We start from the raw sequence: 19263 nt of genomic DNA, 5'->3' as shown, positions 1-19263 counted from the left end.
CCCGCCGGCCGTTGCCCGCTCCACACTTCGGGCCGGCGTGGCCTGAACGGCTGGCGCCGCTGTGGCGCCTCTGTGGCCCACGGCAATGGAACACTCCCGCCGCGTCAGATCGGGGTCTTCGGCGCTTTTCCTTCGTCCCCGAATTCCTCGGCCGCCCGGCGTTCGCGCAGCCGGTCCAGTCTGTTCATGACGGGCGCGGTGGTGGCACCGTGCAGCACTACGGACATGGCCACCACCAGGCCAACGATCGCCCAAAGCCGCTCCGCCTGGTCCCCGAACCCGCCCTGCCCGAGCGCGTACGAAAGGTAGTAGAGCGAACCGATTCCGCGGATGCCGAAGAAGGAAATGGCGATCCGCTCCCGTGGCCCCGTCTTGCCCCGGGCCAGGGCCAGCCAGCCGGACAGCGGACGGACCAGCATCAGGAAAATCAGCGCGACCCCTACTTCTGCCCAGCCGATTCTCGCCAGCAGGCCCCTAGCGATGGCTCCGCCCAGGAGGACCAGGATGACCACCGTCAACAGCCGCTCGAGCTGTTCCACGTAGGAGTGCAGAACTTTGTGGTAGCCGTGCGTATGCTCGGCCGCCCGGATAGTCACGGCGCAGACAAAGACCGCAATGAAGCCGTAGCCCTCGAACATCTCGGTGACGCCGTAGGCCAGGAACGTGGCAGCAAGAGCAACGAACCCCTCGGAGTGGCTGGACAATCGCATGCTCTCGTGCCGGGCGGAGAAGAAGAGCAGGGCAAGGGCCTTACCCGTTCCGAATCCCAGCAGCATGCCCATGCCAATGCGCCACAGGACATCCACGGCGAACCATTCGGGGAACCATGCCGAGGGCGAGGTGCCCACCACACTCATGGCGATGGCCAGGTACACGAAGGGAAAGGCCAGGCCGTCGTTGAGCCCTGCCTCCGAGGTCAGCCCGAACCTGACTTCATCCTCCTGGTCTGTCCCTTCCTCCTCATCGGCCGGCTCTCCGACCTGCACCTCGGAGGCCAGGACAGGGTCCGTGGGCGCCAGGGCGGCGGCGACAAGGACCGCCGCGGCGAGTCCCAGGCCCAGCAGCCACATGCCCAGAAGCGCCATGCCGGCCAAGCACAGCGGCATCGCAATCGCCAGCATCCGCCAGGTGGTGGCCCACCGGCGGCGGCCGACGGGGCGGTCCAGTGCCAACCCCGCCCCCATGAGGGAGATGATGACGCAGACTTCGGTCAGGTGCGTGGTGAAGTCCGGATGCGCGACGGGGTCCGGGTCCGGCAGGTCGCCCAGCAGGCTGAAGGCGGCCATGCCTGCGCCCAGGAACACCATGGGCATCGAGAACGGGGCATTCCGCAGGAGTTTAGGCAGGATGGCGGCGACAAACACGGCGATGCCGGCCGCGGCGAAGATGATGCTTGCAGGTTCAAACACGGCCGCCCCTCCGCTGGTGGCTTGTCGGATCAGACCAACACTAGCCGTAGGATCAGCCCCCCAGGGACCCGAATCCCCTTTATTTATGCGCTAGACAAACTGGTCATGGACCCTATCAAATGCCAGTCATCTTACGTTTGTTGACTCAGGCGGGTAGAGTGAGCTTCGGCCTCGGCACGAATTACAGAAAGTCAGTACATGAGCACAGCAATTATGGAGCGCCCAACCGCTCCTTCAAACGCGGCAGGCTCCTCGGATTCCCGGTCCATCCACTTGGCCTTCACCAGTGCGGACCAGGTCCACGAGGGCCTGGAGAATGCGGTGGAAACCCTGATCGAAACGGCAGCCCAAGACGGCACCTGCGGCATCAGGGTCACCCGCCTCGAACCGGGCCACTACAAGGTGGCCCTCGACGAGTCGGTCCCCTTCGGCGAAACCCACGAGGACATCGCAGCCTAGCACGGCCTAGCAAGCAAAAAGCCCCCGCCTCTGGTTTCATCCGCCGCCGTAAACGGCCGGATGATCCCAGGGTCGGGGGCTTTTGTTTGCCTGACCTACGTCCGGCGAACCTGCACGCCGTCGGACGTCATGAAGAGCTGAGTCTCGGAAATCCCGCTGCTGACGAGCCACAGAACGTTGCCGCTCCGTGAGACCTCCTCGACCTCGCCTGCGGCAATAACATGCGCATGCTTGATGATTTCGACCCGCTCGCCCGCGTGCAACGATCCCCAGTCGGAAACCGTGGCCGTGTGTGCGATACGTCTGGACAGGACTGCCCCGCGTGCTTTCATGTGAACTTCTACCCCTTTGTGGATGTTCTCCGCCACAGCGTCGTTGATGTGACTTTTGCTACACGTTCAGTTCTACTACACTCCGCAAGTCGGTGCGTGGAGCGTTGCAGAGTATTTCGGCGCCGCCGGCAAAAGTTTACCGGCGGCGCACATTGTTCATTTTTAGGCAAGGATTCCGACGGCGGATTCGGCTGCCGCCCTTACCTCGCCGGAGGCCACCAGCACATCGGCTGCCTCCAGTTCCGGTGAGAGGAACCTGTCGGCCCCCGGACCCTCGACGACGCCGCGGAGCGCCGCGACGACTGCTGCACCCGCAGGACCCGGAGTCAGCTGACCGCCGGAGAGCTGCGTGCGCATGTCGAGGGCGCGGGCGGACGTCACCAGTTCGATTGCCAGGACGCGGCGGAGGTTCTCAACGGCCTTCCTGAGCTTTCGTGCAGCATGCCAGCCCATGGACACGTGGTCCTCCTGCATGGCGGAGCTCGGGATGGAGTCCACGGACGCCGGCACCGCCAACCGCTTGTTGTCCGAGACCAGCCCGGCCTGGGTGTACTGCGCGATCATGAGCCCCGAATCGACGCCCGGATCCGCGGCGAGGAACGCCGGCAGCCCGTGCGAACGCGCCGGATCCAGCATGCGGTCGGTGCGGCGCTCGGCGATGGAACTCAGATCCGCCACGGCAATCGCCAGGAAATCGAGGACGTACGCCACGGGGGCACCATGGAAGTTGCCGTTGGAGGTCACGCGGCCGTCCGGCAGGACCACCGGGTTGTCGATGGCCGCCGCGAGTTCGCGGGAGGCCACGAGGTCCGCGTGGTCCACGGTGTCGCGGACGGCCCCGGCAACCTGCGGTGCGCAGCGCAGCGAGTAGGCGTCCTGGACCCGGGAGTCGCCCACCCGGTGTGAGGCGACGATCGGGGAGTTGGACAGCACGCGCAGCATGTTGTCAGCGCTGGCGGCCTGCCCCGGGTGCGGCCGCAGGGCCGCGTGGAGCTCGGGCAGGAACACCTGGTCCGTGCCGAGCAGCGCCTCGACGCTGAGCGCGGCGGTGATGTCCGCCGTCGTGAGCAACTGGCGCAGGTCAGCGATGGCCATGAGGAGCATGCCCAGCATGCCCTCGGTGCCGTTCACGAGCGCCAGGCCCTCCTTCTCCGCGAGCGTGACGGGTTCGATCCCGTGCTCGGCGAGGAGTTCGGACACGGTGCGGCAGTCCTTGGCGCCGTACAGCACGCCGTCGGGTCCGGTGGCTTCGCCTTCGCCCATGAGCACCAGGGCGCAATGCGAGAGCGGCGCGAGGTCGCCGGAGCAGCCCAGCGAGCCGAATTCGCGGACCACCGGGGTGATGCCGGCGTTGAGCACGTCCACCATCGTCTGCAGGACCACCGGGCGGACGCCGGTGCGGCCGGAGGCGAGGGTCTTGGAGCGGAGGAACATGATGCCGCGGACCACCTCGCGCTCGACTGCCGGGCCCATGCCGGCGGCGTGGCTGCGGATGAGCGACTTCTGCAGCTGCGTGCGCAGCTCGTTGGGGATGTGCCGGTTGGCGAGCGCCCCGAAGCCGGTGGAGATGCCGTACGCGGGCACCTCGCTGTGGGCGAGCTCGTCGATGTGTGCGCGGACCTTGGCAACAGTGTCCAGGGCTTCCGGTGAGATGGTCACCTTCGCGTTGTGGCGTGCGACGGCGACGACGTCCTCGGGCGTGACGCCGCTGGAACCGAGGGTAACGGTCAGCGGTTCCTGGGTTGTGAGTGTCATGATTCCTACTTTTCTCATCGATTGCTCCGTAGGTGTCCTTTTGGGGGCCCAAAACGGCAGTTACGGAGCAGTCGACGTGGGGCTTGGACCTGGTTAGCGGGTTTCGTTCATCGGGATGCGGACGCCGCGTTCCTGGGCGACCTCGAGGGCGCGGTCGTAGCCGGCGTCGGCGTGGCGGATGACGCCCATGCCCGGGTCGTTGGTCAGGAGCCGTTCGAGTTTCTGCGCGGCGAGGTCGGTGCCGTCGGCGACGGAGACCTGGCCGGCGTGGATGGAGCGGCCGATGCCGACGCCGCCGCCGTGGTGGATCGAGACCCAGGTGGCGCCGGAGGCGGTGTTGAGCAGGGCGTTCAGCAGCGGCCAGTCGGCGATCGCGTCCGACCCGTCCTGCATTGCCTCGGTTTCGCGGTACGGGGACGCGACGGAGCCGGAGTCCAGGTGGTCCCGGCCGATTACGATGGGCGCCTTGACCTTGCCTTCCTTCACGAGCTGGTTGAACAGCAGCCCGGCCTTGGCGCGTTCGCCGTACCCGAGCCAGCAGATCCGGGCGGGCAGGCCCTCGAACTCCACGCGCTCCCCGGCGGCGTCGATCCAGCGGTGCAGGTGCTTGTTCTCCGGGAAGAGTTCCTTGATCGCCTTATCGGTGACGGCGATGTCCTCGGGGTCACCGGAGAGCGCGACCCAGCGGAACGGGCCCAGGCCCTCGCAGAACAGCGGGCGGATGTAGGCCGGGACGAACCCGGGGAATTCGAAGGCACGGGTGTAGCCGCCCTTGCGGGCCTCGTCGCGGATGGAGTTGCCGTAGTCGAACACCTCGGCCCCGGCGTCCTGGAACTCCACCATGGCCTGGACGTGCTTGGCCATCGAGGCCTGGGCCTTCTTGGTGAACCCTTCCGGGTCGGCGGCGGCCTCGGCCTGCCACTCCGTAACGGTGATGCCCTCGGGCAGGTAGGACAGCGGGTCGTGCGCGGAGGTCTGGTCCGTGACGATGTCCACGGTCAGCTCCCCGGCGTTGTGGCGGCGCAGGATCTCCGGGAAGACCTCGGCGGCGTTGCCGACGTAGCCGACGGACCAGCCGCGGCGCTCCTCCTTGGCCGCCAGGACCTTGGCGATCGCGGCGTCAAGGTCGGTCTCGACCTCGTCGAGGTAGCGCTTGCCGGCGCGGCGGCGCAGCCGGGTCTCGTCGACGTCGACAATCAGGCACGCGCCGTCGTTCAGCGTCACGGCCAGCGGCTGCGCCCCGCCCATGCCGCCGCAGCCGCCGGTGAGCGTCAGGGTCCCGGCGAGGGTGCCGTTCTCGTCCCCGGTGAGCTTCCGGGCGATCGCGGCGAACGTCTCGAAGGTGCCCTGCAGGATGCCCTGGGTGCCGATGTAGATCCAGGACCCGGCCGTCATCTGGCCGTACATCATCAGGCCCTCGGCCTCGAGCCGGCGGAACTCGGGCCAGTTCGCCCAGTCCCCCACCAGGTTCGAGTTCGCCAGCAGCACCCGCGGGGCCCACTCGTTGGTCCGGAACACACCCACCGGCTTGCCGGACTGGACCAGCAGGGTCTCGTCCTTCTCCATCGTCTCCAGGGTGCGGGTGATCGCGTCGAACGCGGCCCAGGACCGGACGGCCCGGCCGGTGCCGCCGTAGACCACCAGGTCATCGGGGCGCTCGGCCACCTCCGGGTCCAGGTTGTTCATCAGCATCCGCAGCGGGGCCTCCGTCTGCCAGGACTTGGCGCTGAGCTCGGTGCCGCGGGCCGCTTTGACCGGGCGGGCACCGGTGGTGAAATCGGCGGGTGCCATGAGGGCTCCTTCGTGTGTTCAATAGTTCGGGGGAAGTGCTTCTGTATCAACTAAAGCCTGTCCGCAGCCCCGGAAACAGGGGGTTCAAGCCAGTGCTGTCCGGGATTACAGACGCGGCACCTTTCCCCAACTAGGTCGCAATAGGTGTCGTTTTGGGGGCTCAAAACGACACCTATTGCGACCTAGTTGGGAAAGGTTGGGAAGGGCGGCCGGGACGGCGGGTCAGGCGGAGCGGCGGCCGTGGATGCGGACCGAAAGTTCGTCGGCGACCTTCTGCACGCGCACGGCGAGCGCCGGCCACTGGCCCGCCGGCAGCCTGTCCTCGAGGAACGTGACGGCGACTGCCGCCGTCGGCCATCCCAGGTGATCCGTGACGGCGGCGGCGATGGAACCGAAGCCGGGCGTCACCTCACCGTGTTCCGTGGCGTAGCCGCGCTGGCGGACCTGGTCCAGGTGCGAGGACAGCGCCGAGTACTTCATGATGGCCCCCTCCATCTCGTGCCGCGCACTGAACGCGGCGGCATTCGGATACAGCGCGCGGACCTGGGACTTGGGCAGCGCGGCAAGGATGGCCCGACCGCTGGCGGTGAGGTGGCTCGGCAGCCGCACGCCGACGTCGGTCACGAGCGACGGCCGGTTCTTGGCCCGCTCCTCCACGATGTACAGCACGTCCCGGCCGTGCAGCACTGCGAGGTGCGCGCTTTCGCCGATCGCGTCCACGAGCGAGGCGAGCACGGGCCGCCCGAGCCGGGACAGCGGCTCCTGCCGCGAGTAGGCCGAGCTGAGTTCGAAGGCGCTGATGCCGAGGCCATAGCGCTGTTCCTCGTGCAGGTGCAGGACAAAACCGTTGGCCTCCATCACGCCCAGCAGGTGGTAGACGCTGGAACGCGGCAGTCCCAGCGAGGTGGCGATGTTCGACGCCGCCATCGGCCCGCGCCTCGAAGCCAGCAGTTTGAGGATCCGGAGCGTGTTTTCGGCGGCAGGGACTTTCGACGTCGCCTTTGCCGCCGCCTTCGGTGCCCGTACCGCTCCCTGCGGCACCACGGTGTCTGCCATATTTTCCTCCGTCGTTCCGGTCCCGGGCCGGGGTCGTGTCCGGGATACCGTACTTAAGCCTGCGCCTTCGCGAATGAGTCGGCAGGCGAAGCGGATGCCTATGTGTCCGGAATACCAGACTATTGCCGCATCCGCCACAGTCCGCCGCCGGCGCCTCCGGAGGTAGCGTTAGGCATGGACTCACCGCTGGCTGGGAAAGTCGCCCTGGTTGCCGGTGCCACGCGCGGGGCCGGGCGGGGCACCGCGGTGGCGCTGGGCGAAGCAGGCGCCACCGTCTACTGCACGGGCCGCACCACGCGGGACCGCAGGTCCGCCTACGACCGCGCCGAAACCATCGAGGAAACCGCCGAGATGGTTGCCGCCGCCGGCGGGCACGGCATCGCTGCCGCCGTCGACCACCTCAATGCCGCCGAAGTGGAAGAACTGATCCGCCGGATTGACGCCGAGCGAGGTCGGCTGGACATCCTGGTCAACGATGTGTGGGGCGGCGAGAACCTCATCGAGTGGAATACGCCGCTCTGGGAGCACAACCTCGATGCCGGACTGAAAATGCTCCACGGCGCCGTGGACACGCATCTGGTCACCAGCCATTTCGCCCTCCCACTGCTCATCCGACGGCCCGGCGGGCTCGTGGTGGAGATGACCGACGGGACCCGGGAGTACAACACGGCGCACTACCGGCTCTCGGCGTTTTACGACTTGGCAAAGTCCGCCGTCCTGCGCCTCGCCTTCAGCCAGGCCGAGGAGCTGAAGCCGTTCGGATGCACTGCGCTGGCCCTGACGCCCGGCTGGATGCGCTCGGAAATGATGCTGGAACACTACGGCGTGACGGAGGCGAACTGGCGCGACGGTGCAGCAATCAACCCACACTTCGCCGCGATCTCGGAAAGCCCGCGCTTCGTCGGCCGCGCGGTCGCCGCGCTGGCAGCGGACCCGGACCTGCATCTCCGCAAAGGCGGCTCGTTCTCCTCCGGCGGACTGGCCCGTGAGTACGGCTTCACCGACGTTGACGGCTCGCAGCCCGACTGCTGGCGATACCTGGCCGAGGTCCAGGACGCCGGCCTTCCCGCGGATCCCGCCGGTTACCGGTGACACCGGTTGCCTCGCTTAAGCCAGATGCCGCTGACACCGCTTGCCTCGCTTAAGCCGGAAAGCCGGAAGCCGCTGACGGTCCACCGCCGCACAGTCTGAAATTGAAGACACCAAGGCCCCGTGAGGCTCATCACGTGTGTCCCGGAAATGGTCTGCTGGTAAACGATCCCCCTCCCAAAGACGAGAAGGTATTCGTATGCAGCAAGCACCAGACGCCATAAAGACGGCACCCGCAGCCGCGATCCGGACGGCAAGCACCGCGGTGGAAACCGTCCTCCACCGCGGACTCAACGTCCGGCACATCCGCTTCATGGCGCTGGGCTCGGCTATCGGCACCGGGCTGTTCTACGGTTCGGCGTCAGCGATCCAGAAGGCCGGGCCCGCAGTGCTGCTTGCCTACATGATCGGCGGCGCCGCGGTGTTCATGGTGATGCGGGCACTGGGCGAGATGGCCGTGAGGCACCCGGTGTCAGGCTCGTTCGGGCAGTACGCCAGCCGGTACCTTGGCCCGCTGGCGGGCTTCGTGACCGGCTGGACGTATGTCTTCGAGATGGCGATTGTGGCCATTGCCGATGTCACTGCCTTCAGCATCTACATGGGCTTCTGGTTCCCCGCCGTGGAGCGCTGGATCTGGGTCCTGGCCATCATCTTCCTTCTCGCGGCCCTGAACCTGCTGAGCGTGAAGGTGTTCGGCGAACTTGAGTTCTGGTTCACCCTGGTCAAGGTCACGGCCATCATCGCGATGATCGCCGGCGGCGCGGCCATCCTCGCTTTCGGCTTCCAGGCCGGCGGGTCCACCGTCGCCCCGGGACTGGGCAACCTCGTGGAGCATGGCGGGCTGTTCCCCAACGGCTTCGAAGGCCTCCTGGCCGCGTTCGCCGTGGTGATGTTCGCATTCGGCGGGATCGAGACCATCGGCATAACCGCCGGCGAGGCCGCCGACCCCAAGAAAGTCATCCCGCAGGCAGTCAACACCGTGCCGGTCCGCGTGCTGCTGTTCTACGTACTGACCCTCGGCGTGCTCATGAGCCTGTTCCCGTGGAACGAGATCGGCAGCAACGGCAGCCCGTTCGTACAGATCTTCAGCGGCCTCGGCATCCCGGCCGCACCTCACATCCTCAACGCCGTGGTGATCACCGCCGCCCTCTCGGCGATCAACAGTGACATTTTCGGCGCCGGCCGCATCCTGTTTGGCCTGGCCCAGCAGGGACACGCTCCGCAGAGCTTCGGCCGGGTTTCAAGGCATGGCGTGCCCTGGATGACCGTGGTGATGATGGCGGGCATCCTCCTCGTGGGCGTCGTCCTGAATGCGGTCATCCCCGAGGACGTCTTCCTGCTGATCGCCTCCATAGCCACGTTCGCCACAGTCTGGGTATGGGTCATGATCCTGTCCTCCCATGTGGCAATGAAGCGCGAGATCGCCCGCAACGGCCTGCCGGTGTCGGAATTCCCGTCCCCCTGGTGGCCGGCTGCCTCCGTCCTGACCATCGGATTCATGGCTTTGGTGATCGCCGTCCTCGGCGTTTTCGAGGACACGCGCATTGCGCTCTACGTGGGCGCGGTCTGGCTGGGCCTGCTGGTCCTCGCCTACCGGCTGTGGGTCAAGGGGAACGGACGACGGCGCGCCCACCTTGAGGACGAAACCTCACCTCTGCCGGTGGTCCGGGGCTGACCGGGGCCGCCGGGTGCCGGTCTAAGGCAGCCGGCTTAAGGCAGCCGGCCGCCGGCACCCGCACGAGGGAAGACTGGCGCCCAAGTATTCCCCGGTGGCCGAAATTGAGTAATTAAAGGTCTGTTACGGGAGTGACCAATGTGATAAATGGGGTAGATGTTACTCGTGTGACGGATGTGATTGCTTTCTACAGTTAACGCCACGGTGCCAGCCGGATGCGGGGAACGCTTCTCCGCCGTCAGATGTTCGGATCCGCGCCGCCAGTGAACCGACGATTGGTAACGCTGTGAAGGAGTGATCCCTGATGTTGAGAATCCCTGCCGGAGCACCGGCTGACAGAAGTCGGAACGGCCGACTGTCCGGTCTCCTAAACCAGACTCTGCACCGTGCACGCACGGGTGCGGTGCCGTACAAATTAGGCGACGTCCTCGTGGGCGACGATCCCTTCAGCGGCAGGCACGAGGGCACCGTGGTGGTCAAGCACGGCCATTGGATCGGGCTCCGGTCCAACGGCCGGACATACTTCTACGACTACCGGCAGTTGAGGCGGCCGGACTAGGCCGGGCTTTGCGGCGACCGTCCACTTCGCCCCATTACCCCGGAGGAGCCCGGATCCATGTCCATCGCCAATCTACACACGGCATACCTCACCATCGCTGAAGTCGCAGCGGCTATGCGCCTCTCGCGAATAACCGTTTACCGCATGGTCAGGGCCGGCACGCTGGCGGCAGACCGCTTCGGCAAGTCCTACCGGGTCCCGGAATCGGCAGTCGAGGAGTACATGCGGCAGGCCGGCAGTCCGGCCACCGGTCAGGAGGCTCATCCGGGTCCCGATTCAGACTCCGATCCGGGTCCCGGCCAGGGCTGAGACCAGGGAGGCACGGCGGGTGGCTGGCCGAGGCCTCCGGCGTTACCATCAGGCATGGTGCCTTTGACCAATCTGGTGGCCTTTGCCCTGGTCTCCGCGTTGCTGATAGCCGTCCCCGGCCCGAGTGTCCTGTTTGTCATCGGGCGGTCCCTTGCCTTGGGGCGGCGGGGCGGCCTGCTCAGCGTTGCGGGCAATGCCGTGGGCGAACTCTTGCAGATCGCGGCAGTGGCGCTGGGCCTCGGGGTGGTGCTGGCACAGTCGGTGCTGCTGTTTACCGTCGTGAAGTTCGCCGGAGCGGCCTACCTCATCTACTTGGGCGTCCAGGCAGTCCGGCAACGCAAGGGGCATTCGGCGGCGCGGGACGTGTCACGTTCCGCTTCCACCCTGCGCATTCTCCGGGAAGGGTTCGTTGTGGGAGCAACCAACCCGAAGTCCGTGGTGTTTTTCGTGGCCGTGCTCCCCCAGTTCGTGGATCACGGCGCAGGGGCCATTCCGCTCCAACTGGCCGTACTGGGGGCCACGTTCCTGGTGATCGCCCTGGTCTCGGACAGTGTCTGGGCCCTTGCGGCGGGCACGGCGAGGCAGTGGTTTGCCCGCTCGCCCCGCCGAATCTCGGCGGTCAGCACGACCGGCGGAGCCATGATGATAGCCCTGGGCGGCACCCTCGCCTTAACAGGCACCAAGAACTAGGTTGGGCGGGGCGGGCCGGGGCTAGCGAGCCGACCAGCCGCCGTCCATGGTGTAGCTCGCTCCGGTCACCATGCCGGCGTCGTTGGAGGCCAGCCACGCCACCAGCGAGGCGACTTCCTCGGGCTCGACCAGCCGCTTGACCGCGGACTCTGTCAGCATGACCTTGGCCAGGACCTCCGACTCGGGGATGCCATGCAAGCGCGCCTGGTCCACGATCTGCTTTTCCACGAGAGGGGTCCGCACGTATCCGGGGTTGATGCAGTTCGACGTGACGCCGTGCTCGCCGCCCTCCAGCGCCGTGACCTTGCTCAGCCCTTCGAGACCGTGCTTGGCGGAAACGTAGGCGCTCTTGAACGGGGAGGCTCGGATGCCGTGCACGGACGAGACGTTGATGATGCGGCCGAACCCGTTGGCGTACATGTGCGGCAGCGCCGCCCGGATCAGCAGGAACGGTGCCTCGAGCATGAGCGAGATAATCCTCCGGAAGGCTTCCGGTTCGAAGTCCTCGATGGGGCTGACCCGCTGGATTCCGGCGTTGTTGACCAGGATGTCGCAGTCCAGGCTCAGCGCCGCCAAGGCGTCGACGTCCAGGAGGTCCACCGCCCATGCCGTGCCGCCCACCTCGTCGGCGAGGGCCGCGGCCCCGGTTTCATCCACGTCCGCCACCACCACCTTGGCTCCCCGGGCCGCGAGCTCCCGCACGCACGCCGCACCGATCCCGCTGGCACCGCCGGTCACCACTGCCTTGCGGCCGTTCAGTGTCTTCTCCACGCCAGGACCGCCTATCAAGTTGTGTGGCGCCGGGCCGGAGCCGCCGCCGGGTCTGCCGCCGGGCGCTGCCGGGCCTGCAAGGATGGTTCCGCGTTCATGGTTGGCTCCTCAAAGTGTCCACGCTGACATGTGCTGCGTTCCAGCACTTCCGATCCACCTGAGTATTGCTGCAGAAAGAACGCGGTTCAATAACTAATCCGGCACTTGTTTCGTGCAAAATTGCAGATATGGATGCCAACCCGGATGATCTTCTGGTTCTGCTCGCTGTCTCGCGCTCGGCAAAATTCACGACGGCGGCGCAGGTGTTGGGACTGAACCACACCACGGTCTCGCGCAGGATTGCCGCCCTGGAGAAGGCCCTGGGCGGGCGCGTCCTCTCCCGGGCGGCCGGCGGCTGGGAGCTGACCGAGCTCGGCGCGCAGGCCGCGCTGGTCGCGGAGCAGGTCGAAACTGCGGTGCGCGCGCTGGGACCGTCAGGCCGCGCGCCGGACCCGATTACCGGCGTCGTTCGCATGACCGCCACCGACGGCTTCAGCGCGTACATTGCGGCGCCGGCGGTGGCGCGGCTGCGGCGGAACCATCCGGGGCTCAGCGTGGAGATCGTCACCGTCACTAGGCGGGCGCTGCAGCAGCGCTCCGGCCTGGACATCGAAGTGGTGGTGGGCGAGCCGCAGGTGCACCGGGCCGAAGCGTTCCGGCTGGGCGAATATGTCCTCGGCATGTACGCGTCCCGGGCGTATCTGGAGGAAAACGGCACGCCGGACTCGGTGGAATCCCTGAGCACGCATCCGCTGGTGTACTTCGTGGACTCCATGCTGCAGGTGGACGACCTCGACGCTCCGCGGCGCCTGGTGCCGGCGATGCGGGACGGAGTGAGCTCCACCAATGTGTTTGTGCATGTGGAAGCAACGCGGGCCGGCGCCGGCATCGGGTTCCTGCCGTGCTTCATGGCCGACAGGCACGACGACCTGGTGCGCCTGCTGCCCGGGGACATCGCCGAACGGCTGCCCTACTGGATGGTGCTGCGCCCGGACTCGATGCGCCGGCCGGCGGTCGCGGCCGTCGTCCAGGCCGTGCGGGAACAGACCGCGGCCCACCGGGAGTGGCTGCTGGGGCATGGCGGCAATTCATCCGTTGCTCTGTAACTGCCCTTCTGAGGCCTCAAAACGGCAGTTACGGAGCAGGCGACGCGAGCTCGGGGTCGTGGCGCACCCGCGCGCCGGTGGCGAAGGCACGGACCTTCGCATCATTCCAGATGTGCGCGGGTACAGCCCCGCCCAGGAGCCGGCGCGCCAGCCCGGGATCGTCGTCGAAGGGCTCGTCGCTGCCGGCCATCACCATGTTGCCGTAGCGGCGCCCCTTCAGCATGGCGGGATCCGCGATGATCACGGTGTGTTCAAAGGCCGCCGCGATGGTGGCGGCATCCTCGCGGGCGTTTTTCAGGTCCGGGCCGTCCCCGGAATTCACCACATAGATGCCGCCGGGGGCCAGCACGCGCCGCACGTGGGCGTTGAACTCCCCCGTGGTCAGGGGACGCGGCGTCAGGGCACCGGCGAAGACATCCCGGATGATGAAGTCGCGGGTCTGCGGGGTAAGGGTCTCGGTCACGGCCCGGGCCTCGCCCACGCGCAGCCGCAGCAGCGGAGCCTTGGGGAGGTCGAACCACCCGCGGACGTATTCGGCGAGCTTGCCGTCCAGTTCCACCACCACCTGCCGTGCCTCGGGGTAGGCCGCGTGGAAGTAGCGGGCAAGCGAACAGGCCCCGCCGCCAAGATGCAGTCCTCGCAGTTTTGGCCTGGACTCCGTGGGCCAGCGCGACTCGATCAGGGCCGCCATCCACCGCATGTACTCGAACTCGAGGAACAGCGGATCGGCGAGGTCAATGTGCGAACTCATGACGCCGTTGATGCGCAGGAGCCAGCCCGTGGAATTGTCCTGGTCCGCGATGAGTTCACAGTCGCCGGTGTCGATGTAGTACACGCCTTCAACGGGACCGTCCGGGCGGGCGCCCCGGGGCAGCTCCACCACTCCGGGAGCAGAATCGTCTGTTTTTCTTCCCGACTTTCCGCGCCGTGCCATCAGTTTTCCGCCGCTTCCGTCATGCTTCAACCCTAGTTGACGGGACAGGCGTGCCGGGCCGGGGCTGCAGCATGCTGAAGTGGCCCAGCTTTGGGTCGCATCGGCTCGGCATCGCTGCGCCGATCTGCCGTGCCCGCGCGAGAACAGGGCCACTTCAGCAGTGCCCGCTACGCCTCCGAGACGGATGCGCCTTCGCCGTTGCGGATGCGCTGGACCATGGCCGTGGTGGACCGGTCCGCCACGTAGTCGAGGATGGAAACCCGGCCGCCGTAGGCCTCCACCGCCTCGGTCTCCGCGAGCATCTCGGGCGTGTAGTCGCCGCCCTTGGCGTAGACCTCCGGGCGCAGCTGCTCGATCAGCGGAATGGGCGTCGGGGTGTCAAAGACGGTGACGTAGTCCACGCAGCTCAAGGCCGCGATCACGGCCGCCCGGTCCGCCACGCCGTTGATGGGCCGGCCGGGTCCCTTGAGTTTGCGCACCGAGTCGTCACTGTTGAGTGCCACCACCAGCACGTCGCCCAGCTGCTTGGCCTGGTTCAGGTAGCGCGTATGCCCCCGGTGCAGCACGTCGAAACAGCCGTTGGTGAGGACCACGCGCTGGCCGTCGCTTCGGTGTGCCCGCAGGTGCCGCTCCAGCTCGTCGGCGGTCAGGGCGGTGTCAGCGAAGCTCTCAAGGTAGCGCCCCAGCTCTTCCGTGCCGCACACCGAGGTGCCGGGATGATGGACCACTACATCCGCGGCGGCCTGGGCCAGGTCGAGGCTCGCCGTCAGTGGGAGCGAGGCGGCGCGGGCCAGGGTCAGGGCGGCTACGAAGGTGTCCCCCGCTCCCGAGGCCTGCTTCTCGGTGGCAGGCCTCGCCCAGGTCCGGTGGGAACTGCCGGCGGCGGGAATCAGCACTGTCCCGTCCCGGTCCAGCGTGACCACGACGGCGCGCGCCCCTGTGGTTTGCAGGAGCTCGGGCCCGTGCTCCGCGACAACGGCGGCGCGCTCCGATCCGGCCGGCAACCGGAGCTCCAGCAGCCGGGCAGCTTCCTGCGCATTGGGGGTCGCGAGATCCGGCTCCAGCTCCGCCCACGGACGGGGGTCATGGGCATCCACCACCACCAGCATTTCCGGTGCCCGACGGACCAGGCAGTCGATGAGCCGCCGGCGGACCGGCCCGGCCAGGACACCTGTTCCGTAGTCGCAGATCACCACGGCGGCCTGATGTTCGACGGCGGCAGGCACCGCTGCGGCCAGCGCCGCCAGGGCGTCTCCGGGGACTTGGCCCGCGGAGTCGTCGAAGCGCAACAGGACCTGGCCGCCGCTGCTGATCCTGGTCTTCGTGGTGGTGACCATGTCTTGGTGCTCGCACAGCAGGCCCGTGTCCACGCCCGCGGCGAGCAGCTGCCGCTTCAGTTCCCCGCCGGCGTCATCCCGGCCGATAATCCCGGCGACCCTGACCCTGGCTCCGAGGGCGGCCAGGTTCATGGCGGTGTTCGCGGCGCCACCGGGGGCAAAATCACGGCGTTCGATGTCCACCACGGGAGCGGGCGCCTCGCGGCACATCCTGTCGATCGAACCGCTCCACCAGCCGTCAAGCATGAAGTCGCCCACCACGGTTACGGCCGGGCGTTCCTCTGCGAGCCGCCGCGGAAGCCAGGCGGCAAGTCCCCGCTGCTCGGAAAGGTCCGGCAGGCCAGCCCCGGGCAGGCCGCCGCCGCTCACGGTTCGGGCTCTTCCGCCGGGGTGACCCCGGGGGCCGGGGCCTGGCCGGGTAACCCAATTGCCGGCGGGGCCGCGACGTGCACCACCCTGACGCGGGTGAATTCGTCCGGGAGTTCCGGGCCATAGCCGAAGCCGTGGCCGCTTTCGCCGCGCGGCTGGGCTGAACCGCCCGGTGCACCGCCGAACACCCCATTGACCTTGACGGTGCCCACCGGCAGCGCGGCGATGGCCTGCTGGGCGTGCGCGATGCTCCCGGTCAGGACGGTCGCGGCCAGCCCGTAGCGGCCCGCGGCGGCGAGGCTGAGCCCCTGCTCGAAGCTGTCCACCACCCGGACCGGAGCCACGGGCCCGAACGTTTCCTCGGCCATGACGTCCATGGTGTCGGTGCATTCGAGGAGCACTGTGGCCGGATAGAAGGCCCCGGGGCCTTCGGGAACTGCGCCGCCCTCGGCCGCCCGCGCGCCGAGCTGGAGCGACTCGGCCACGTGCCGGTGGACGGCGTCGCGCATCCGGGTATCCACCAGCGGGGCCAGCCGGCCCTCCCGGTTGCGGCTCCGTGCCTGCTCAACCAGGGCCCCGCAAAACTGTTCGGCGATGGCCCGGTGGACGTAGATCCGTTCCACCGAGGTGCAGATCTGGCCGCTGTTGCTGAAGGAACCAATCGCCGCCTGTTCGGCGGCCCAGCCGGGATCAACGTCCTCATCCACGAGCAGCGGATCGTTACCGCCGTTTTCCCTGATGACGTGCGCGCCCGTGAAAACGGCCGCGCGAGCGATGCGCGAGCCGGCGTCGCTGGACCCTACGTGCGCAAAAACGTCAACGGAAGCTTGCTGCGTGAGGAGGGTGCCGACGTCGGCCCCTCCGGTGAGGGTCAGCAGCACGTTGGGCGGAAAGACTGGAGACAGCACTTCACCCAGCCGCTTCCCCACGTGCGGGCAGCGCTCGCTGGGTTTGTGAACGGCGGTGTTGCCGGTGACGAGGGCGGCGCCGATGAGCCCGCAAGCCACGGCCACCGGATCATTCCAGGGCGTGAGCAGCACGGCTACGCCGCGGGGCTCGGCAACCGTGTAATCGGCCGCCAGAATACTGCCGCGGAGGCTATGGCCGCGGTGCACCGGGCCGAGTTCGGCAAACTGTTCCAAGGTGGACACCCCGGCGGCTATCCCGGCGAGGGCCTCCCCGGCCGGGCGTCCGGTTTCCCGCGAGTTCAGCTCCGCCAGCTCCGCCGCTGCCCCGTCCAGTGCTCCGGCTGCGGCGCGGATCAGCCTTCCGCGCCCGGCGGTCGGCGTGGCTGCCCAGCCAGGCTGTGCGGCGCGTGCTGCGTCCAGTGCATCGGCAACGTCCGCGGGCCGGGCGACGGGCAGGCTGCCCACCGTTGCCCCTGTGCGGGGGTCCAGGATGGTGAGCTCATCCTCCGCAGTGGCCAGTGTGGTCGATCGCATGGGGCTCCTCGCTGTGGGTCGCTGGTTCCTGGATGCCGCCGTCTTCTGACGTCATCCGTACCCTCGCGTCGGCGGATTTACACCCCGCCGCGTCGGGAGTTTTCAGCGCTGGCGGGGGGCGCCGAGGCGCCGTATGGTGGCATCACGGACCATTCCCGCAGGGCATTGGTCCGCCCCGAGATAGCCGAAGGGGCTGACACCATGGGACACCTCAACGCCGACTTTGGCGGAGCACACATGACCGGGTACGGAGTCGGCCCCGTGCTGGAGGAATTCACCGAAGTCTCGCGGATCGCCGTGCTCCGCGGCGGCGGGCTGGGCGATCTGATGTACGCCATCCCCGCGGTCACAGCGCTGAAAGCGGCATATCCGGAGTCCACCGTGACGCTGCTGGGCACCCCTATTCACGCCGAACTGCTTGCCCAGGTTGAGAGTCCGGTGGATGAAACTGCCATCCTTCCGTTCGCGGAAGGCGTGCGGCCGGGGGCAGTGGATGAAGAAAAACTGGACGGATTCTTCGCTGCGATGCGCGCCAGGGAATTCGACCTCGCCGTCCAGCTGCACGGCGGCGGACGCAATTCCAATCCCTTCCTGCTCCGGCTTGGCGCGCGGCACACCGTGGGTGCCGGGACGCCCGATGCCGCCAGGCTGGAGCGCACCGTGCCCTACCTGTATTACCAGCACGAGCCGCTGCGGGCGCTCGAGGTGGCGGGTTACGCCGGTGCACCGCCGGTTGACCTGGAGGCCCGGCTGCGTCCCCGGCCGGAGTTCGAGAGGCAGCTGGCCATCAGCCTCGCCGGTGACACCCGCACCGTGATCGTGGTCCACCCGGGCGCCACCGATCCCCGGCGGCGCTGGCCGGCCGAACGCTTCGCCGCCGTGGCCAGGAGGGCGGCCGACGACGGCTTCCGGGTTCTGGTAGTCGGTGACCAGAGCGAAAGGGAGCTGGCGGAAACGGTGGTGGAACTCGCCGTCGGCCCCGTCCCGGCCGGAACGGGCGCCGCGCGGGGCGGCTATTCCGCCGACGACGACGCTCCGCAGGTGGCATCGCTCGCGGGGAGACTCAGCCTGGGCGAGCTCGCGGGGCTGCTCGCCGGCTGCAGCGTGGTGGTGGCCAACGACAGCGGCCCCCGGCACCTGGCCCAGGCGCTGGGGACGCCGACGGTGGGCATCTTCTGGGCGGGCAATGCCATCCACGCCGCGCCGCTGGGCCGCAGCCTGCACCGGATCCATCTTGGCTGGGCCACGCACTGCCCCGTCTGCGGGATCGACATCACCCAAGTGGGGTGGACGGCGCCGCGGTGCCGGCACGATGTGTCCACGGTGGAGGCCGTGGCAGCGGACGCCGTCTACGAGGACGTCCTCCAGCTCACGGCCATGACCCCTCGTCCTCGTGGCAGATGAGCATCTCGCGTATTTCGCACCCGGCGGGCTGGGACAGCACGAACAGGATGGCCTGGGCCACGTTGGCCGGATCGTTCAGGCGGGAATCGTCCTGCGGTTTGTATTGCTCGGCGCGGTCGTCGAAGAACCGCGTCTTCATTCCGCCGGGGATCATGGTGGTCACGCCGATCTCCCCGCCTGTCTCGGCGGCAAGGGAATGGCTGAACCCCACCACCCCGAACTTGGACGCGCAGTACGCGCTGGCCTCGGGCAGCGCCCTCTTGCCCAGCGTGGAGGCGATGGTGACAACCCTGCCCCGGGATTCCTTCAGGTAGGGCAGCGCCGCACGCACTACGGACACCGTGCCCAGGAGGTTGACACCGATGACCCGTTCCCACTCGTCGGCGGCCACATCCTCGAGTTTTCCGCAGCGGTCGATCCCGGCGGCGGTGACCACTGCGTCCAGGCCGCCGAGCGTTTCGGCGGCATGCTGCACGGCCTCACTCACTGCAGACCGATCCGACACGTCAACCTCGAAGGCCTTCGCCGCCGCGGCATTGCGGATGTCCCGGTCCAGCACCACCGGGGTTCCGCCCGCCTTCAGGACGGCGTCGACGACGGCGGCGCCCAGGCCCGAGGCTCCGCCGGTGACAAGGACCCGGCCGGGCCGGAAAGCGGTGTGGTTCATGGTGTTCCTTTCAGAGGGACGGTTTCAGGGTTCGTGTGGTTCGCAGGGGCGCCCGGTTTGCAAGGCGGCC

Annotated in this window: 18 protein-coding genes; 8 read left to right on the top strand and 10 right to left on the bottom strand. The window is 67.9% G+C overall.

Annotated features, from left to right (window positions below):
* Nucleotides 1-104: 104 nt before the first annotated feature.
* Nucleotides 105-1409: a sodium:proton antiporter gene (locus J7I89_RS09035; protein ID WP_214969253.1), complete on the bottom strand. Its 1305-nt coding sequence runs from the start codon at nt 1407-1409 to the stop codon at nt 105-107.
* Nucleotides 1410-1607: 198 nt separating this feature from the next.
* Here J7I89_RS09035 and J7I89_RS09030 point away from each other — a divergent pair, with 198 nt between their 5' ends.
* A complete protein-coding gene (locus J7I89_RS09030; RefSeq protein ID WP_251045100.1) occupies nt 1608-1868 on the top strand; it encodes a hypothetical protein in 261 nt (86 codons plus the stop codon).
* Between the two features lie 95 nt (nt 1869-1963).
* Here J7I89_RS09030 and J7I89_RS09025 read toward each other — a convergent pair whose 3' ends face one another.
* The 4 genes from J7I89_RS09025 to J7I89_RS09010 form a co-directional block, all read right to left on the bottom strand.
* Nucleotides 1964-2200 (bottom strand): hypothetical protein, encoded by a 237-nt coding sequence (locus tag J7I89_RS09025; protein WP_214969252.1) that lies wholly within the window; start codon nt 2198-2200, stop codon nt 1964-1966.
* 162 nt (nt 2201-2362) lie between these two features.
* Nucleotides 2363-3955 (bottom strand): histidine ammonia-lyase, encoded by a 1593-nt coding sequence (gene hutH / locus J7I89_RS09020; RefSeq protein ID WP_214969250.1) that lies wholly within the window; start codon nt 3953-3955, stop codon nt 2363-2365.
* A gap of 93 nt (nt 3956-4048) precedes the next feature.
* Nucleotides 4049-5746 (bottom strand): urocanate hydratase, encoded by a 1698-nt coding sequence (locus J7I89_RS09015; protein ID WP_214969249.1) that lies wholly within the window; start codon nt 5744-5746, stop codon nt 4049-4051.
* 222 nt (nt 5747-5968) lie between these two features.
* Nucleotides 5969-6802 carry an IclR family transcriptional regulator gene (locus J7I89_RS09010; protein WP_214969247.1) on the bottom strand — a complete coding sequence of 278 codons (834 nt, stop codon included), beginning with the start codon at nt 6800-6802 and terminating at the stop codon, nt 5969-5971.
* A 174-nt stretch (nt 6803-6976) separates the two neighbouring features.
* Between J7I89_RS09010 and J7I89_RS09005 the strand changes: the two genes are divergently transcribed.
* The 5 genes from J7I89_RS09005 to J7I89_RS08985 all read left to right on the top strand — a co-directional run bounded on the left by J7I89_RS09005 (nt 6977) and on the right by J7I89_RS08985 (nt 11124).
* Nucleotides 6977-7894 (top strand): SDR family oxidoreductase, encoded by a 918-nt coding sequence (locus J7I89_RS09005; protein ID WP_214969245.1) that lies wholly within the window; start codon nt 6977-6979, stop codon nt 7892-7894.
* Nucleotides 7895-8090: 196 nt separating this feature from the next.
* Nucleotides 8091-9566: an amino acid permease gene (locus tag J7I89_RS09000; RefSeq protein ID WP_214969243.1), complete on the top strand. Its 1476-nt coding sequence runs from the start codon at nt 8091-8093 to the stop codon at nt 9564-9566.
* 403 nt (nt 9567-9969) lie between these two features.
* Nucleotides 9970-10125 carry a hypothetical protein gene (locus tag J7I89_RS08995; RefSeq protein WP_214969241.1) on the top strand — a complete coding sequence of 52 codons (156 nt, stop codon included), beginning with the start codon at nt 9970-9972 and terminating at the stop codon, nt 10123-10125.
* Between the two features lie 57 nt (nt 10126-10182).
* Nucleotides 10183-10434: a helix-turn-helix domain-containing protein gene (locus J7I89_RS08990; RefSeq protein ID WP_214969239.1), complete on the top strand. Its 252-nt coding sequence runs from the start codon at nt 10183-10185 to the stop codon at nt 10432-10434.
* A 54-nt stretch (nt 10435-10488) separates the two neighbouring features.
* Nucleotides 10489-11124 carry a LysE family translocator gene (locus J7I89_RS08985; RefSeq protein WP_214969238.1) on the top strand — a complete coding sequence of 212 codons (636 nt, stop codon included), beginning with the start codon at nt 10489-10491 and terminating at the stop codon, nt 11122-11124.
* Nucleotides 11125-11145: 21 nt separating this feature from the next.
* On the opposite strand, the gene J7I89_RS08980 is transcribed toward J7I89_RS08985, so the two are convergent.
* Nucleotides 11146-11895 (bottom strand): 3-hydroxybutyrate dehydrogenase, encoded by a 750-nt coding sequence (locus tag J7I89_RS08980; protein WP_214969235.1) that lies wholly within the window; start codon nt 11893-11895, stop codon nt 11146-11148.
* A 227-nt stretch (nt 11896-12122) separates the two neighbouring features.
* Between J7I89_RS08980 and J7I89_RS08975 the strand changes: the two genes are divergently transcribed.
* Nucleotides 12123-13040, top strand: coding sequence for a LysR family transcriptional regulator (locus J7I89_RS08975; protein ID WP_214969233.1), 918 nt, complete (start codon nt 12123-12125; stop codon nt 13038-13040).
* Between the two features lie 28 nt (nt 13041-13068).
* Here the strand turns inward: J7I89_RS08975 and J7I89_RS08970 are convergent, their stop codons facing one another.
* The 3 genes from J7I89_RS08970 to J7I89_RS08960 form a co-directional block, all read right to left on the bottom strand.
* A complete protein-coding gene (locus tag J7I89_RS08970) occupies nt 13069-13974 on the bottom strand; it encodes a spermidine synthase (protein WP_214969231.1) in 906 nt (301 codons plus the stop codon).
* Between the two features lie 167 nt (nt 13975-14141).
* Nucleotides 14142-15680 carry a D-glycero-beta-D-manno-heptose 1-phosphate adenylyltransferase gene (rfaE2, locus tag J7I89_RS08965; RefSeq protein ID WP_308159849.1) on the bottom strand — a complete coding sequence of 513 codons (1539 nt, stop codon included), beginning with the start codon at nt 15678-15680 and terminating at the stop codon, nt 14142-14144.
* On the bottom strand, nt 15677-17122 hold the full coding sequence (locus J7I89_RS08960; RefSeq protein WP_214969229.1) for an aldehyde dehydrogenase: 1446 nt from the start codon (nt 17120-17122) through the stop codon (nt 15677-15679). The genes rfaE2 and J7I89_RS08960 overlap by 4 nt, the downstream gene beginning before the upstream one ends.
* 201 nt (nt 17123-17323) lie before the next feature.
* Between J7I89_RS08960 and J7I89_RS08955 the strand changes: the two genes are divergently transcribed.
* Nucleotides 17324-18526: a glycosyltransferase family 9 protein gene (locus J7I89_RS08955; RefSeq protein ID WP_214969227.1), complete on the top strand. Its 1203-nt coding sequence runs from the start codon at nt 17324-17326 to the stop codon at nt 18524-18526.
* Here J7I89_RS08955 and J7I89_RS08950 read toward each other — a convergent pair.
* Nucleotides 18492-19193, bottom strand: coding sequence for an SDR family oxidoreductase (locus tag J7I89_RS08950; protein WP_214969226.1), 702 nt, complete (start codon nt 19191-19193; stop codon nt 18492-18494). The genes J7I89_RS08955 and J7I89_RS08950 overlap by 35 nt on opposite strands.
* Nucleotides 19194-19263: the final 70 nt, after the last annotated feature.

It is taken from the genome of Arthrobacter sp. ISL-5 (assembly GCF_018613835.1).
Classification (GTDB): Bacteria; Actinomycetota; Actinomycetes; order Actinomycetales; family Micrococcaceae; genus Arthrobacter.
Note: the sequence above shows the minus strand (reverse complement) of the source record. Positions and strands in the feature narration are given on the sequence as shown.